General features: G+C 47.1%; 15 protein-coding genes and 2 tRNA genes. 2 read left to right on the forward strand and 15 right to left on the reverse strand.

Annotation, left to right across the window (positions count from 1 at the left end):
* Nucleotides 1–19: 19 nt before the first annotated feature.
* The 10 genes from nusA to rlmE form a co-directional block, all read right to left on the reverse strand.
* The gene (gene nusA, locus CWI76_RS04575) at nt 20–1,519 is read right to left on the reverse strand and encodes a transcription termination factor NusA (RefSeq protein ID WP_126759152.1); all 1,500 of its coding nucleotides are present in this window, start codon (nt 1,517–1,519) and stop codon (nt 20–22) included.
* Between the two features lie 24 nt (nt 1,520–1,543).
* The gene (gene rimP, locus CWI76_RS04580) at nt 1,544–2,002 is read right to left on the reverse strand and encodes a ribosome maturation factor RimP (protein WP_126759153.1); all 459 of its coding nucleotides are present in this window, start codon (nt 2,000–2,002) and stop codon (nt 1,544–1,546) included.
* Between the two features lie 159 nt (nt 2,003–2,161).
* A tRNA-Met gene (locus CWI76_RS04585) sits at nt 2,162–2,238 on the reverse strand.
* 65 nt (nt 2,239–2,303) lie between these two features.
* Nucleotides 2,304–2,388 (reverse strand) — tRNA-Leu (locus tag CWI76_RS04590).
* Between the two features lie 26 nt (nt 2,389–2,414).
* Nucleotides 2,415–2,741, reverse strand: coding sequence for a preprotein translocase subunit SecG (gene secG / locus CWI76_RS04595; RefSeq protein ID WP_126759154.1), 327 nt, complete (start codon nt 2,739–2,741; stop codon nt 2,415–2,417).
* A gap of 3 nt (nt 2,742–2,744) precedes the next feature.
* Nucleotides 2,745–3,509, reverse strand: coding sequence for a triose-phosphate isomerase (tpiA, locus tag CWI76_RS04600; RefSeq protein ID WP_126759155.1), 765 nt, complete (start codon nt 3,507–3,509; stop codon nt 2,745–2,747).
* A 90-nt stretch (nt 3,510–3,599) separates the two neighbouring features.
* Nucleotides 3,600–4,940 (reverse strand): phosphoglucosamine mutase, encoded by a 1,341-nt coding sequence (gene glmM / locus CWI76_RS04605; RefSeq protein ID WP_126759156.1) that lies wholly within the window; start codon nt 4,938–4,940, stop codon nt 3,600–3,602.
* The gene (folP, locus tag CWI76_RS04610; protein ID WP_126759157.1) at nt 4,937–5,755 is read right to left on the reverse strand and encodes a dihydropteroate synthase; all 819 of its coding nucleotides are present in this window, start codon (nt 5,753–5,755) and stop codon (nt 4,937–4,939) included. Before folP ends, glmM begins: the two co-directional genes overlap by 4 nt.
* 59 nt (nt 5,756–5,814) lie before the next feature.
* Nucleotides 5,815–7,740: an ATP-dependent zinc metalloprotease FtsH gene (ftsH, locus tag CWI76_RS04615; protein ID WP_126759158.1), complete on the reverse strand. Its 1,926-nt coding sequence runs from the start codon at nt 7,738–7,740 to the stop codon at nt 5,815–5,817.
* 45 nt (nt 7,741–7,785) lie between these two features.
* Nucleotides 7,786–8,412: a 23S rRNA (uridine(2552)-2'-O)-methyltransferase RlmE gene (gene rlmE, locus CWI76_RS04620; protein WP_126759159.1), complete on the reverse strand. Its 627-nt coding sequence runs from the start codon at nt 8,410–8,412 to the stop codon at nt 7,786–7,788.
* Nucleotides 8,413–8,493: 81 nt separating this feature from the next.
* Here rlmE and yhbY point away from each other — a divergent pair, with 81 nt between their 5' ends.
* Complete coding sequence (yhbY, locus tag CWI76_RS04625) at nt 8,494–8,802, forward strand: ribosome assembly RNA-binding protein YhbY (protein WP_126759160.1); 309 nt, start codon at nt 8,494–8,496, stop codon at nt 8,800–8,802.
* Nucleotides 8,803–8,812: 10 nt separating this feature from the next.
* Here the strand turns inward: yhbY and CWI76_RS04630 are convergent, their stop codons facing one another.
* The gene (locus CWI76_RS04630; RefSeq protein WP_126759161.1) at nt 8,813–9,292 is read right to left on the reverse strand and encodes a helix-turn-helix domain-containing protein; all 480 of its coding nucleotides are present in this window, start codon (nt 9,290–9,292) and stop codon (nt 8,813–8,815) included.
* Between the two features lie 151 nt (nt 9,293–9,443).
* Here CWI76_RS04630 and CWI76_RS04635 point away from each other — a divergent pair, with 151 nt between their 5' ends.
* Nucleotides 9,444–9,713: a helix-turn-helix domain-containing protein gene (locus CWI76_RS04635; RefSeq protein WP_126759162.1), complete on the forward strand. Its 270-nt coding sequence runs from the start codon at nt 9,444–9,446 to the stop codon at nt 9,711–9,713.
* A 23-nt stretch (nt 9,714–9,736) separates the two neighbouring features.
* On the opposite strand, the gene greA is transcribed toward CWI76_RS04635, so the two are convergent.
* From greA to dapB, 4 genes are all read right to left on the reverse strand, one after another.
* Nucleotides 9,737–10,213, reverse strand: coding sequence for a transcription elongation factor GreA (gene greA, locus CWI76_RS04640; protein WP_126759163.1), 477 nt, complete (start codon nt 10,211–10,213; stop codon nt 9,737–9,739).
* Entirely contained in the window at nt 10,210–13,434 is a 3,225-nt protein-coding gene (gene carB / locus CWI76_RS04645) for a carbamoyl-phosphate synthase large subunit (RefSeq protein ID WP_126759164.1), read from the reverse strand. Before carB ends, greA begins: the two co-directional genes overlap by 4 nt.
* Before the next feature lie 2 nt (nt 13,435–13,436).
* On the reverse strand, nt 13,437–14,576 hold the full coding sequence (gene carA, locus CWI76_RS04650; protein ID WP_126759165.1) for a glutamine-hydrolyzing carbamoyl-phosphate synthase small subunit: 1,140 nt from the start codon (nt 14,574–14,576) through the stop codon (nt 13,437–13,439).
* Nucleotides 14,577–14,819: 243 nt separating this feature from the next.
* Nucleotides 14,820–15,626 (reverse strand): 4-hydroxy-tetrahydrodipicolinate reductase, encoded by an 807-nt coding sequence (gene dapB, locus CWI76_RS04655; RefSeq protein WP_126759166.1) that lies wholly within the window; start codon nt 15,624–15,626, stop codon nt 14,820–14,822.
* Nucleotides 15,627–15,631 lie beyond the last annotated feature (5 nt).

The raw sequence follows: 15,631 nt of genomic DNA on the forward strand, positions 1-15,631 counted from the left end.
TCTAGTACCCCCGTTGATCTTATTCTTCGTTACCGAACCAGCAGATATTACGTGCTTGCATAATCAGCTCGCCTGCTCGCTCTTCGGTTAACTCGTCAATTCCGGCTAAATCATCGATGCCTTGCTCAGCAAGGTCTTCCAAGGTAATGACGCCACGACTTGCGAACACATAAGCTAAATGGCGATCTAAACCTTCAAGGTTTAACAACGTTTCATCTGGTTCAGCACTTTCTAATGATTCTTCGTTAGCTAATGCTTGCGTCGTTAATACGGCTTTCGCACGAGTACGCAATTCTTCAACGATATCTTCATCCATACCCTCGATGTCTAATAACTCATCGACTGGTACATAAGCGATTTCTTCAAGTGTCGAGAAGCCTTCGTCTACAAGTACAGAAGCAAAGTCTTCATCGATATCGAGTTTCGATGTGAACAAATCTAAAACTTTTTGCGCTTCAGCTTGGTTCTTCTCGGTGAATTCATCAACTGACATCACGTTTAATTGCCAACCAGTTAACTGGCTAGCCAAACGTACGTTCTGTCCAGCTTTACCGATAGCCTGTGCCAAATTACCTTCTTCTACTGCGATATCCATGGTGTGGGCTTCTTCGTCAACAACAATTGACGCAACTTCAGCAGGTGCCATCGCATTAATAACAAATTGCGCTGGGTTATCATCCCACAATACGATATCAACGCGCTCACCACCGAGCTCACCCGATACCGCTTGAACTCGTGCACCACGCATACCGACACACGCACCAACAGGGTCAATACGGCGGTCGTTACTTTTCACAGCAATTTTTGCACGTGATCCTGGATCGCGCGCTGCGCCACGAATTTCAATCATTTCTTCGCCAATTTCTGGCACTTCAATACGGAACAACTCAATCAAGAAGTCTGGGTGTGTACGGCTGACAAATAATTGCGCACCACGAGCTTCTGGACGCACGTCATACAACAAACCGCGTACACGGTCACCAGCGCGGAATGATTCGCGTGGCAATAACTCTTCACGATAAATAATCGCTTCCGCGTTGTTACCCAAATCAAGAATCACGTGTTCACGCGTCGCGCGCTTTACAATACCGCTAACCAATTCACCGACCTGGTCGCGGTATTCGTCAACAACTTTTGCCCGCTCAGCTTCACGTACTTTTTGTACGATGACTTGCTTTGCGGTTTGCGTGGTAATACGGTCAAATTCAATTGAATCAATTTGTTCTTCAACATAATCGCCGGCGTTAACTGTCTCATCTTCATACTGAGCTGCAGCTAAGCTAATTTCGCGATATGGGTGCTCTAGCGGTTGCTCACTGTCGTCAACCACTAACCAACGACGATACGTATCAAATTCGCCCGTTTGACGATTAATACTCACGCGAACATCGATATCACCTTCGTATTTCTTTTTAGTTGCGTGCGCAAGCGCAGATTCAAGCGCCTCAAAGATTTTCTCTTTTGACACGTCTTTTTCGTTTGAAACCGCTTCTGCAACCAATAAAATTTCTTTTGCCATTGTTTTGCCTCGCCTACGCAATCCTTAGTTGAACTGAGGAACTAAATGAGCTTTCTTAATTGATGATTGCGCTACTTTGAGCGTCTCGCCATCAATATTGAATTCAATATAATCGCCATCTACTGCGGCAATTACGCCTTTAAATTTACGTTTTCCCTGTTGCGCCATCGTCAGCTCAACCGCTGCCGTTTCGCCTAAATAGTCAGCATACTGACTGGCTTTGAAGAACGGACGCTCCATGCCTGGCGAGGAGACCTCAAGGAAGTACTCACTCTTAATTGGATCTTCAACGTCCAAAATTGCACTAACCTGATGACTAACGTCAGCACAATTATCCACACTGACCCCATCTTCGTGATCAATGTATACGCGTAATGTTGAGTGTTTGCCGGCGCGCACGAATTCAACACCCCATAAGGTGAAGTCTAAGGCGGCAACTGCCGGTTCTAACATGTCAAATAAACGGTCTTCCATTCGAGCCAAGTTTGCTAACTCCTAAAAACAAAAAAGGGCGTAAACGCCCAGTGTTATTGACTGCCAACTCAAACTAATACATCAAAATTAGTTTGCCGCAGCAAAGGTCACATAGTAAAAAGCCCCGAACTGCTGCGGGGCTTTTAAAACACTGGACCCTTTTGTAATTGGTTGCGGGGGCAGGATTTGAACCTACGACCTTCGGGTTATGAGCCCGACGAGCTACCAGACTGCTCCACCCCGCGTCCGAAAACGTGTCCATATTATAAGGGTTTCGACTTGAAACCGCAACCGTGGCCGGTTGCTAATTTGGTGCGGATGGCGGGACTTGAACCCGCACGCCCGAAAGCACTACCCCCTCAAGATAGCGTGTCTACCAATTCCACCACATCCGCAAAACTTGAACGCTAAACGCGTTTAATTAATTGCCGCCAGGAACGTCACTGTCGTTCGTTGGAACAGCTGGAACTTCTTCAACCGGCACTTCAATTTCATCAAAGTTACTCTTGGTATCGCCGTTACCTGAAGACAGGTTACCGAGCACCAAACTAAGAATGAAAAAAACAACAGCTAAAATTGCAGTCGTACGGGTTAAAAAGTTACCTGAGCCGCTTGAACCGAACACGGTATTCGATGCTCCAGCACCAAATGACGCGCCCATATCAGCTCCTTTACCCTGTTGGATCATGATGAAACCAATCAGAATTAAGGCAACAATTAAGTATGCAATCAATAAAATTTCGTACATAACTTATTTACTCCGGGCTTGTGCAGCGTTGCAAATCGCAACAAATTGATCTTCGACTAAGCTAGCGCCGCCTATCAAACCACCATCAATATCCGCCTGAGCAAACAACTGCTCGGCATTGTCAGCCTTCACGCTACCACCATACAATATCTGTAGGTTAATGCCTGAAGGCCCGAATTTTTCACTTAACCAGTTACGAATAAAAGCATGCACTTCTTGCGCTTGTTCAGGACTCGCGGTTAAACCGGTTCCAATTGCCCAAACTGGTTCATAAGCAATCACTAAACGCTCACAGTTGCTACGCGTAGCCAATGCTTCGGCTAACTGTGCTGCAACCACGTCAAACGTTTGCTGCTGCTTACGTTGCTCTGCACTCTCACCAACACAAAGCACCACCGTCATTGCAGACTCATCAAGAATCTGATTCACTTTGGCAGCAATTCGTTGCGCGTTATCGCCGTAGAATTGACGACGTTCAGAGTGACCAACCAACACAACACTTGCGCCGGCTTCCGCCAGTAACGCTAAACTGTGTTCACCCGTATGGGCGCCGCTTGCGTTCTCATTGGCATCTTGAGCACCAAGTTGGATGTTGTCGTAAAATGCAGCTTGTTGCCAAGCTGGCAATAATACGGCCGGTGGGCATACCACCACACTAACATCCGCATGTTGCGCTGAACTGTCGCGAAGTGCTTCAGCCATGGCCGTGACCAATTGACGGTCACCGTTCATTTTCCAGTTAGCTATAACTAACGGTTGGCGTTGCATCTAAACCTCTGACTTCGTTGAGAGCGGCGAGATATTACATAACCTCGCCGCAACTTACAAGCAGTGAATGCGGAAATAATGCTTCACTGGTTAATTACTAGCCGCTTCAACTTCGCTGGCTATTTCTTCGGCGAATTTGCGTACAGTTTTTGCGTCTTTGCCTTCCACCATAACGCGAATCAGTGGCTCGGTACCTGACTTACGCAATAACACCCGACCATTGTTACCCAACGCACGTTCTACCTCTTGAACGACTGCTTTCACCGTGTCGGCTTCTAACGGATCAGAGTCAGAGTTAAATCGTACATTCACCAACGCCTGTGGGAATTTAACAAAGTTTTCCAGCAATTCATCTAAGGTGCGCCCTTCACGCTGCATCGCAGTTAGTACTTGCAAACCTGCGATAATGCCGTCACCGGTACTGTGGAACTGACGATTGATTATATGCCCGGAATTTTCACCACCGATACGCCAATCGCGCTTTACCAGTTCTTCCATTACATAACGGTCGCCAACTTTCGCCCGAACAAACGGAATACGGCGGTCAGTGAAGAATTTTTCCAGTGCAAAATTGCTCATCAAGGTGCCGACAATCCCGCCTTGTAACAAGCCATCTTGCTGGGCTGCACGCGCCAAAATGTAAATAATATCATCACCATCAACAATGCGACCACTGGCTGTAACCATCATGATGCGGTCGCCATCACCGTCAAGCGCAAAGCCAAGGTCGGCTTTTTCTTCTAAAACTTTATCGCGCAATGCATCGAGATGGGTCGCGCCGCATTTTTCGTTAATGTTGACGCCATTCGGCTCGGTCCCAATTTCCCAAATATCGGCACCTAACTCTTTCAATACATCGGGCGCAATATGGTAAGTTGCGCCATGCGCACAATCCACAACAATTCGTAGCCCTTTTAGCGATAAATCAGATGGGAATACGCTCTTACAAAACTCGATATATCGACCCGGCGCGTCATCTATTCGACTTGCGCGCCCCATGTTTTCTGAAGGTACGCAGCGAATAGGTTCATCTAAGAGGCGCTCTATTTCAGCCTCAACACTGTCAGGTAATTTACTCCCTGAATCAGAGAAGAACTTGATACCGTTATCGTAATAAGGGTTGTGTGATGCGCTAATCACGATTCCTGCAGCTGCACGGAAATTACGTGTTAAATAAGCGACTGCCGGCGTTGGCATTGGCCCTAGAAACTCGACACTCACGCCCGCCGATAATAATCCGGCTTCTAACGCTGACTCCAACATATAACCCGATAAACGGGTATCTTTACCAACTAATACACGCTGATTACCACTAGCCGACAATACCGTGCCGGCTGCCCAACCAAGTTTCACAGCGAAATCTGGTGTAATCGGAAAATCACCGACGCGACCACGTACACCGTCGGTGCCAAAATACTTACGCTGACTCAAGCGAATTCTCCCGCCAAGGTTGCTGCAACAACCTTCATTGCATCAACCGTTTCCTTGACATCATGCACACGAATAATCTGTGCCCCTTTCATTGCGGCAATCGTTGCCGCGGCAATGCTACCTGCTAAGCGTTCACTCACTTCACGCCCAGTCACATGACCGATCATTGACTTACGTGACATTCCAATGAGTAATGGTAATTGCATATCGTGGAATGCCTGCAGTCTTTGTAGCAGCTGGTAATTATGCCTGACTGATTTACCAAAGCCAAAGCCTGGATCGAGATATATGTTATTTTTTTGTATTCCAGCATTCACACACGCTCTCACGCGGCCATCCAAGAACTGCTTCACATCATTGACAACGTCATCGTAACGCGGTTCGTGCTGCATTGTACGTGGCTCACCCTGCATGTGCATCAGACAAACCTTTACATCAGGCGCTGATGCTAATAATTGCTCTGCACCCTCGTCGCGCAACGCGTTAATGTCATTTATCATTGCAATGTTTAATTTCAGCGCTTCAGCCATCACGGCCGTTTTACAAGTATCCACCGAAATTGGCACATCGAAATTGGCTTGTAATCTTTCAATGATGGGCAATACGCGATCTAGCTCTTCCGCCACGCTTACCCCTTCACTGCCGGGACGTGTCGACTCACCACCAACGTCTAACCAAGCCGCGCCATCTTGAACCATTTGTTCAGCCTGCCTTAACGCATGGTCAACGTGATAAAATTTACCGCCATCTGAAAACGAATCGGGTGTGGCATTTAAAATGCCCATCACCTCTATGTGTGTGCGTGTGTCAGCCATCAGTCATACCTTAACTTTATTCAAAAAAAAGCCCCGCATGACGGGGCTTTATCAACTGATTAACTTGCCGGTGTATCACCAGCTGGTTTACTCGTCGACACTGGTTGGCTATCCTCAGCCTTGCCATCGTCGCCGCCCGACTTATTATTATCGCGTTTTTGCCAATCTCGTGGCTCACGCACATCGCGGCGGTTCATTAAGTCATCAATTTGATCCGCATCAATGGTTTCATACTTCATCAACGCATCTTTCATGGTATGCAAGATATCGATGTTTTCTTCCAAGATTCGTTTTGCTCGATCGTAGTTACGATCAATAAACAATTTCACTTCTTGGTCGATCGCTCGTGCGGTCTCGTCCGACATGTGTTTGTGTTGCGTTACCGAACGACCTAAAAATACCTCGTTCTCATCATCAGCGTAAAGCAACGGTCCCATTTTCTCAGATAGACCCCATTGGGTGACCATTTTCCGTGCAATTTGCGTTGCCCGCTCGATATCATTCGATGCTCCGGTCGTCACTTTTTCATCGCCATAAATTAATGCTTCGGCAATTCGCCCACCAAACAAACTCGAAATCATACTTTCCAAATGTTGTTTGGAGTGACTTACGCGATCTTGTTCTGGCAGGTACATGGTAACGCCAAGCGCGCGTCCACGTGGAATAATCGATACCTTATACACAGGGTCATGCTCTGGCACTAAACGTCCAACAATGGCGTGCCCAGCTTCATGATAGGCGGTCATCGCTTTCTCTTCTTCGGTCATCACCATGGAGCGGCGCTCCGCACCCATCATAATCTTATCTTTCGCTTTCTCGAACTCTTCCATGGCAACAACTTTCTTGTTACCGCGCGCTGCAAATAACGCCGCTTCATTCACTAAGTTCGCCAAATCGGCACCTGAGAAACCCGGTGTACCACGGGCAATAACCGATGCATCAACATCTTTGCCAAGCGGAACTTTACGCATATGAACTTTCAAAATTTGTTCACGGCCACGCACATCTGGCAAACCGACAACAACCTGACGGTCGAAACGGCCTGGACGCAATAACGCTGGGTCAAGAACATCCGGACGGTTCGTTGCAGCAATGACGATAATACCTTCGTTGCCTTCAAAGCCATCCATTTCAACGAGCATTTGGTTCAAGGTTTGCTCACGCTCATCATGACCACCGCCTAAACCGGCACCACGCTGACGACCCACTGCATCTATTTCGTCGATAAAAATGATACATGGTGCGGCTTTCTTCGCCTGCTCGAACATATCGCGAACACGTGACGCACCGACACCAACAAACATTTCGACGAAATCAGAACCTGAAATCGAGAAAAATGGCACTCGTGCTTCACCGGCAATCGCTTTCGCAAGCAACGTTTTACCAGTACCTGGAGGACCGACCATCAAGACACCTTTCGGAATTTTGCCACCGAGGTGTTGGAACTTGGTTGGATCTTTCAGGTAATCAACTAACTCACTTACTTCTTCTTTTGCTTCATCACAGCCTGCAACATCAGCAAAAGTAGTTTTAATTTGATCTTCGCTCATTAAACGCGCTTTGCTCTTGCCGAACGACATCGCGCCACGGCCACCGCCGCCCTGCATTTGACGCATGAAGAATATCCACACACCAATCAACAGCAACATTGGGAACCATGAAATAAAGATTTGTGCCAATACACTTGGTTCTTCTGGCAACTTACCGTTTACTTCAACATTGTTCTCGAGCAAGTCATCCAATAGTTTTGGATCGTACTGCGTTGGGACAACCGTGGTAAATTGTTCACCACTGCGCGATTGTGCCGTGATCATCCGCCCATCAATATCAACCGAACGTACACCACCATTGTGAACTTGGTTAATGAATTGGCTGTACGCGACTTGTTGACCATTAGCGCCGCTTTGACTGAAATTGTTGAATACAGTCATTAAAACAACGGCTATGACCAGCCATAAAATGAGATTTTTTGCCATATCGCTCAAAGCTGACTACCTCTTGTTTGCATTTGTAGCACGCCTTACAGGGTACTACAGTTTGTAACCGGTCGCTACCAGATACACTTCTCGTGAACGGGCTCGCGATGAATCTGGTTTACGCGTTTTCACTGTTTTAAATGCAGCACGGACGTTTTTCAAAAATTCTTCAAAACCTTCACCTTGGAATACTTTGACGACAAAACTGCCATTTGGTTTCAATACCTGATGACACATATCCAACGCTAATTCAACGAGATACATGGAACGTGGCTGATCAACATTATCATTGCCACTCATGTTTGGTGCCATATCTGACAATACTACATCTACGTTTTTGCCGCCGATTCGGCTCAATAGCGCCGTTAAAACTTCCTCATCGCGAAAGTCACCTTCTAGGAAATCGACACCAGCGATTGGGTCCATCGGTAAAATATCGCACGCAATGACTTCACAGTTCCCGTGCAACGAATCCACCACAAACTGCGACCAGCCACCAGGCGCCGCCCCGAGATCGACCACGGTTTGCCCTTGCTTTAAAATTCTATCTTTCTGCTGTATTTCTTCTATTTTAAATACAGCACGTGAGCGATACCCCTTTTTCTGTGCTTTTTGCACATAATGGTCGCTAAAATGTTCTTGGAGCCAACGTTTGCTGCTGGCGGAGCGTTTTTTCGTCATGTTTCTCTTACCAAACTGGCTTCTTCTACCCAGATGGCGGTAGAATAGCGGAAATTCAAGTCATTCGATGGGATATATTACATGGCAACGGCCGTAACCTTAAGCAATAAACAAAAACAGCACTTAAAATCATTGGCTCATTCACTGAAACCAGTGGTGTTATTAGGCGCTAATGGCCTTACAGAGGGCGTGATGGCAGAGATTGAGTTGGCGCTCGAACACCACGAATTAATTAAAGTAAAGGTGCCGGATGAAGATCGCGAATTGCGTGAGCAAATTTATGCGACGATTATCGCGCATACCGGCGCTACAAAAGTACAAGTGGTCGGGAAAATTCTGACCATGTATAAGCCAAGTCCTGCTGCAAAAATTCAGCTACCTCGCGCATAATTTTTTGTTATTACTTTTCTTTTTGCGCTGTAGCGAGAGCTAATGCAACTTGGTGCAGCGCTGTCTCTAATAACATGGCATCACCGCGCCTTTTAAAAAAGGTTTCAGCCATGAACTGACGGTTTTGTTCGGTCATTGGAACCTGATGCTGTTCCATTATCGGTTCAACAAACTCCAGCGCTTTTAGAGTATCAGCTACCGACGGGGTCGAGTACGCCACCCCATCCTTTTCTGTGACCGTTAAACTCACATTGGGGTAAAACAATTCGACATTGGGTGCAAACAACCAATCTAACGACACATTCTGTCGCAACAAACCTTCAATGACTCGATCGTAATTGATTGAACCTCGGCGCTTCCAATTACTGTAGGTGCTTTCTGGTAGCCCTAACCAACGCATAACAGCGCTCGCTGTAGTCTGTTTAGATACCAGCTTTAAACGCTCGATGCAGGTATCAATGTCTGGCAAATCAAAGTTGCTTTTAGCCATAGTCTGTGGTCTATTTTATCCAATCTGTCATTTGAATGGTTTTGTTTCATTTTTAATATCAAATGACAGATTTAACCTTAAATTGAGTTGTTTTTAGAGTTCTTTGTGAACTTGTAATTCACTACACTTGAACAGATAAGCACTATACCTGATGGACAGTAAACAAATCAAAAAGGAATTAATGCGTCGCGGTTTTGATTTTTCAATGATCGCAGAAGCGTTGGGTAAGAGCCCATCACTGGTCTCTAAGGTAGCATCGCGTAAAGCGCGCTCCCAGCCCGTTGCATTAGCGATTGCGAAGGCATTGGGTATGGAGATTGATGAGGTATTTCCAGATATCGATGCGTATCATCACCAGCCGATGACAGCGGAACAGCGCAAACAAAAACAGCGCGAACTGGTCGCGCTGTTAAAAGACTAATTGATATAACTTGGTACCGGTCGCTAAATATATTCAACCTTCACAACTTCATATTCAACTTCGCCGTTAGGTGTATTTACACGAGCAACATCATCAATTTCTTTACCGATAAGCGCACGCGCAATCGGTGAATTGATTGAAATAAGATTCTGTTTTATATCAGCTTCGTCGTCACCGACAATCCGATAGGTCATCTCTTTATCGGTAACTGTGTTATACACCGTAACCGTTGCACCAAAAATCACTTTGCCTTGATTCGGCACTTTGGTCACATCAATAATTTGCGCATTGGAAAGCTTCGCTTCAATTTCCTGAATTCGACCTTCACAAAAGCCTTGTTGCTCACGCGCTGCATGATATTCGGCATTTTCTTTAAGATCGCCATGCTCACGCGCATCGGCGATCGCTTGAATAATACGCGGTCGATCTTCAGTTTTTAAGCGCTTCAATTCCTCCCGCAGCATCTCCGCGCCGCGGGTGGTCATTGGAATCTGATTCATCGTTCTAAAACCCTTTTGTGCAATGATTGAAGTGAATTCACACGCGCACGATCATCGGCGGTGTTAGCTTTCACTGTGGCAAACGCTGCATTTAATGTTGTGGTATACGTTACTTTATTCAAGAGCGCTTCGCGGCGAATATAAACCGAGTCTTCTATTGCCTGACGCCCTTCAACCGTATTAATAATGTAACTGTACTCGCCGTTCTTAATTGCATCAACAATATTCGGACGCCCCTCTTGTAGCTTGTTCACGACGGAACAGGCGATGCCATCGTCGTTCAGCAATTTTGCTGTACCGCGAGTTGCTTCGAGGTTAAAGCCTAAACCGATGAGTCCGCGCGCTAAATCAAACAAACGCGCTTTATCGCCGTCACGTACCGACAATAATGCCTTACCAGCTTTCGCTAAAGCTTCACCAGCTCCAAGATTCGCTTTAGCGTAGGCTTCTTCAAAGCTCTCGCCAACGCCCATAACTTCACCAGTCGAGCGCATTTCGGGTCCGCGAATTGGGTCGACACCTTGGAACTTCGCAAATGGAATCACCACTTCTTTCACTGAGTAATACGGTGGAATCACTTCTTCGGTGTAGCCTTGCTCAGCCAACGACTGACCGACCATAACGCGAGCCGCAATTTTAGCTAGCGGTAACCCAGTTGCTTTCGACACAAACGGTACTGTACGAGCAGCACGCGGATTCACCTCAATGAGGTAAATCTCGTCATCTTTAATGGCAAATTGAGCGTTCATCAGGCCGTTTACGCCGAGTTCAAATGCTAACTTACTCATCTGCTCGCGTAACTCATCTTGAATCTTGTCACTTAATGAGTACGGCGGTAACGAACAGGCCGAGTCACCAGAGTGAACACCCGCTTGTTCAATGTGCTGCATTATACCGCCAATGAGCACATCTTTGCCGTCACAAATCGCATCAACGTCTACTTCAATCGCGTTATCTAAGAAACGATCGAGTAATACTGGTGCTGAATTCGAAACTTTTACAGCATCAGTCAAATAACGTAATAAGTCGCTCTCGTCATAGACAATTTCCATTGCACGACCGCCTAGCACGTATGACGGACGCACAACTAACGGATAGCCAATACGTTCAGCTTCACGTAACGCTTCATCAACTTTAGTAACTGTCGCATTTTCTGGTTGTTTTAAACCTAAACGGCGTACGGCACTTTGGAAGCGTTCACGGTCTTCTGCGCGGTCAATTGCATCCGGCGACGTACCAATGATTGGCACCCCATTCGCTTCAAGTTCACGCGCTAATTTCAATGGCGTTTGGCCGCCGTACTGAACAATCACACCTTTTGGTTTTTCGACGCGCACAATTTCCAACACGTCTTCCAGAGTAATTGGTTCAAAATACAAACGGTCCGACGTATCGTAATCGGTTGAAACGGTTTCAGGGTTACAGTTCACCATAATTGTTTCGTAACCGTCTTCACGCAACGCTAGGGCTGCGTGCACGCAACAGTAGTCAAACTCAATACCTTGGCCGATACGGTTTGGACCACCACCGATAACCATGATTTTGTCTTTATCGCTTGGCGCAGCCTCACACTCTTCGTCATACGTTGAGTACATATACGCCGTGTCTGAGCGAAATTCTGCCGCGCAAGTATCCACGCGCTTATAAACCGGGTGAATCCCCAGTTCATTACGACGCCGACGAACTTCTGTTTCGGCCACGTCGAGTAAGTCCGCGATGCGCTTGTCAGCGAAGCCTTTACGCTTCAATAAACGTAAGGCATGAGCATCTAAGCCCGCCATGCCGAGCTTTTGTACTTCTTCTTCAAGCAGCACAATCTCTTCAATCTGAATGAGATACCATTCATCAATGCGCGTCAGCTCAAATACTTCATGAACCGTCATGCCTAAGCGAAATGCATCGGCAATATAGAAAATACGTTCGGCACCTGGTTCTTTCAGCTCACGAATCACTTTTCCGCGGGCTTCAGGGTCGTTAATGTCGACCATCGGGTCGAACCCTGATACGCCGATCTCCAAACCACGCAGCGCTTTTTGCAATGATTCTTGCTGGTTACGACCAATGGCCATCACTTCACCCACCGATTTCATTTGGGTGGTTAGGCGGTCATTACAGCCTGCAAATTTCTCGAAATTGAAGCGAGGGATTTTGGTAACAACATAATCTAGCGCAGGTTCAAACGAAGCTGGCGTCACACCACCCGTGATTTCATTTTCAAGTTCATCAAGGGTATAACCAACAGCCAATTTCGCTGCAACTTTCGCAATTGGAAAGCCAGTAGCTTTCGACGCCAACGCTGAAGAGCGTGACACACGCGGGTTCATCTCAATCACGACCATACGACCAGTATCAGGACAAACACCAAACTGAACGTTTGAACCACCGGTTTCAACACCAATTTCACGCAATACAGCCATCGCTGCGTCACGCATCAACTGGTATTCTTTGTCGGTTAAGGTTTGTGATGGTGCGACGGTGATGGAGTCACCGGTATGAATGCCCATGGCGTCAAAGTTTTCAATGGCACATACGATAATGCAGTTGTCTGCACGGTCACGTACCACTTCCATTTCGTATTCTTTCCAACCAATTAATGATTGGTCAATGAGCAATTCTTTGGTCGGTGATAAATCTAAACCGCGACGGCAAATTTCTTCAAACTCTTCACGGTTATAGGCGATACCGCCGCCGCTGCCACCCATGGTGAAACTTGGACGAATAATCAATGGGAAGCCGAACTCTTCTTGAATCTCAAAGGCTTCTTGTAAATTGTGCGCAACTTTCGCGTTTGGCGTTTCAAGACCGATCGATTTCATCGCCTTGTCGAAGCGGTCGCGATCTTCCGCTTTATCGATGGCATCCGCATTAGCGCCAATCATTTCGACGCCATATTTTTCCAATACGCCGTGCTTATCAAGTTCTAGTGCACAGTTAAGCGCTGTTTGACCACCCATGGTTGGTAACACGGCGTCAGGGCGCTCAACCTCAATAATTTTCGCAACCACTTCCCAGTGAATCGGCTCAATGTAAGTCACATCAGCCATCTCAGGGTCGGTCATGATGGTAGCTGGATTCGAGTTCACCAAAATTACCCGGTAACCTTCCTCACGTAGCGCTTTACAGGCTTGAGCACCAGAGTAGTCGAACTCGCAGGCTTGGCCGATTACAATCGGACCAGCACCAAGAATTAGAATGCTTTTAATGTCGGTACGTTTTGGCATAGTTACTGGCTCATCAATTCAATAAAGTGGTCAAATAACGGGGCCGCATCATTCGGGCCAGGGCTCGCTTCTGGGTGTCCTTGAAAGCTAAATGCCTTCACATCCGTTCGCTCAATACCCTGTAAGGTACCGTCAAATAGTGATTTATGGGTCGCCTTAAGATTATCAGGCAAGGTTGTTTCATCTACCGCAAAACCATGGTTTTGACTGGTAATCATGACGCGTCCGCTTGCCAAGTCTTGCACAGGATGGTTGGCACCATGGTGACCTAATTTCATTTTTACGGTTTGCGCACCGCTTGCTAAAGCCAGCAACTGGTGACCTAAACAAATACCGAAAATAGGTACTTGCGCTTCAATAATTTCCTGAATCGCTTGTATCGCGTAATCACACGGTTCGGGGTCGCCAGGGCCGTTCGACAAGAACACACCATCGGGCTTCATCGCTAGCACATCTTTTGCTGGTGTCTGTGCAGGGACCATTGTCACTTTACAGCCACGATCAGCGAGCAACCGCAGTATATTGCGCTTGCAGCCATAATCGTAGGCAACCACGTGGAATTTCGGGTCCGTTAGCTCGCTAAAACCTTGACCGAGCTTCCAGCTTTTGCTGGTCCATTCAACTGGTGTGCGAATCGTGACTTCCTTCGCAAGGTCTAAGCCCTTTAAGCCTGGGAAGTTCTGCGCGAGTTCAAGCGCTTTTTCCACGTCAATTTCACCAGCCATGATGCAACCATTTTGCGCACCCTTTTCACGCAAAATGCGTGTCAGTTTGCGGGTATCAATGTCCGCAATACCCACAACGTTACGTTGACGCAGGTAATCTCCCAGTGACTGTTCACGACGGAAGTTACTCGCTTTCAACGACATTTCACGAATAATCAATCCTTTCGCCCACACGCGATTAGATTCTTCATCTTCGTGGTTTGTGCCGTAATTGCCAATGTGGGGATAAGTAAGGGTAACGATCTGTTCTGCGTAGGAGGGGTCGGTGAGAATTTCTTGGTAACCGGTCATGGCGGTGTTAAAAACAACTTCACCAACTGCGGTACCGCCGGCGCCAATGGCCGTGCCGTGAAAAACAGTCCCATCGGCAAGTACCAAAATGGCTTTACTTGCTGAGTGGCTCGCTAGAATACTCAAGGTTAACCTCCGTACATAAAAAAACGGGTGAATCAAAAAATGACTTCCCCGTTGATTACCTTGCACCAGCGTCGGATATTCAAAAATTGTGATTTAAAAATCGCATTTTTGAGTACCAGTGGAGTGCGCGTTTCAGCTTGCCCGAAATGTTACTGGCAAATTGACCGTATTCTACAGAAAATCGGCCGTTTCGTAAACTGAAAATTGGTGATTTGTACAAAGACCTAGCACCAGCCTGTTCGACTAGATTAATTGTTTCAAAAGTGTTTTTAATTGCAGCATATCAGCCATGCTATACAAGCCCGAAGGCTGATCTTTCAACCATTCTGCAGCTTGCACGGCACCACGTGCGAAAATTTGACGATTACTGACACGATGGGTTAATTCAATACGCTCGCCTGGATGCGCAAACAAAACCGTGTGCTCGCCAATAATATCAGCCGCACGCACCACTGAAAAACCGATAGAGCCAGGTTCCCGCACGCCATCGCCGCGCACCCCAGCAGAGAGCTCTGATAAACGTTTACCACGTCCCGCTGCGGCGCTTTCACCAAGTACCACCGCAGTGCCCGATGGCGCATCACGCTTGGCACTGTGGTGAGCTTCAAAAATTTCAATATCGGTATCCGGCAAAGCCGCTGCCGTAAGTTGTACCAATTGTCGCAGCAAGGTAATTCCTACACTCGTGTTTGCCGCATATAAAATTGGCATTGACTGCCCAGCTTGCGCCAATAACGAATGTTGCTGCTCGCTTAACCCTGTTGTACAAACAACAAGCGGAACGCGAAGCCGTTTGGCTAGCGCGATATTATTTTCTAGCGCTTGTGGTAGCGAGAAGTCGATAAAAACATCCACTTGCTCGGGCTTTACCTCTCCGGCATGCTGAAAACGCACGCCAGCTTCAGCTGCGTTGGGATAAATGGGCTCGCCGTAGCGGCTAGATTGGTCGCTGACAACCGCAGCTGTTACCGTTGCGTTGAGGCGTGATGCGTTGGCAATCACGGCTTGCCCCATCCGTCCGCTGGCACCTAGTATCCCTAGCTTCATAATTCCTC

Source organism: Pseudidiomarina marina (assembly GCF_003987045.1).
In the GTDB taxonomy this organism is placed as follows: domain Bacteria; phylum Pseudomonadota; class Gammaproteobacteria; order Enterobacterales; family Alteromonadaceae; genus Pseudidiomarina; species Pseudidiomarina marina.

Bases quoted from the DNA above. Each gene is read 5' to 3' on its own strand.
- yhbY (WP_126759160.1), top strand. From the start codon at position 8,494: ATGGCAACGGCCGTAACCTTAAGCAATAAACAAAAACAGCACTTAAAA.
- folP (WP_126759157.1), bottom strand. From the start codon at position 5,755: ATGGCTGACACACGCACACACATAGAGGTGATGGGCATTTTAAATGCC.
- rlmE (WP_126759159.1), bottom strand. From the start codon at position 8,412: ATGACGAAAAAACGCTCCGCCAGCAGCAAACGTTGGCTCCAAGAACAT.
- greA (WP_126759163.1), bottom strand. From the start codon at position 10,213: ATGAATCAGATTCCAATGACCACCCGCGGCGCGGAGATGCTGCGGGAG.
- CWI76_RS04630 (WP_126759161.1), bottom strand. From the start codon at position 9,292: ATGGCTAAAAGCAACTTTGATTTGCCAGACATTGATACCTGCATCGAG.
- secG (WP_126759154.1), bottom strand. From the start codon at position 2,741: ATGTACGAAATTTTATTGATTGCATACTTAATTGTTGCCTTAATTCTG.
- tpiA (WP_126759155.1), bottom strand. From the start codon at position 3,509: ATGCAACGCCAACCGTTAGTTATAGCTAACTGGAAAATGAACGGTGAC.
- carB (WP_126759164.1), bottom strand. From the start codon at position 13,434: ATGCCAAAACGTACCGACATTAAAAGCATTCTAATTCTTGGTGCTGGT.
- CWI76_RS04635 (WP_126759162.1), top strand. From the start codon at position 9,444: ATGGACAGTAAACAAATCAAAAAGGAATTAATGCGTCGCGGTTTTGAT.
- nusA (WP_126759152.1), bottom strand. From the start codon at position 1,519: ATGGCAAAAGAAATTTTATTGGTTGCAGAAGCGGTTTCAAACGAAAAA.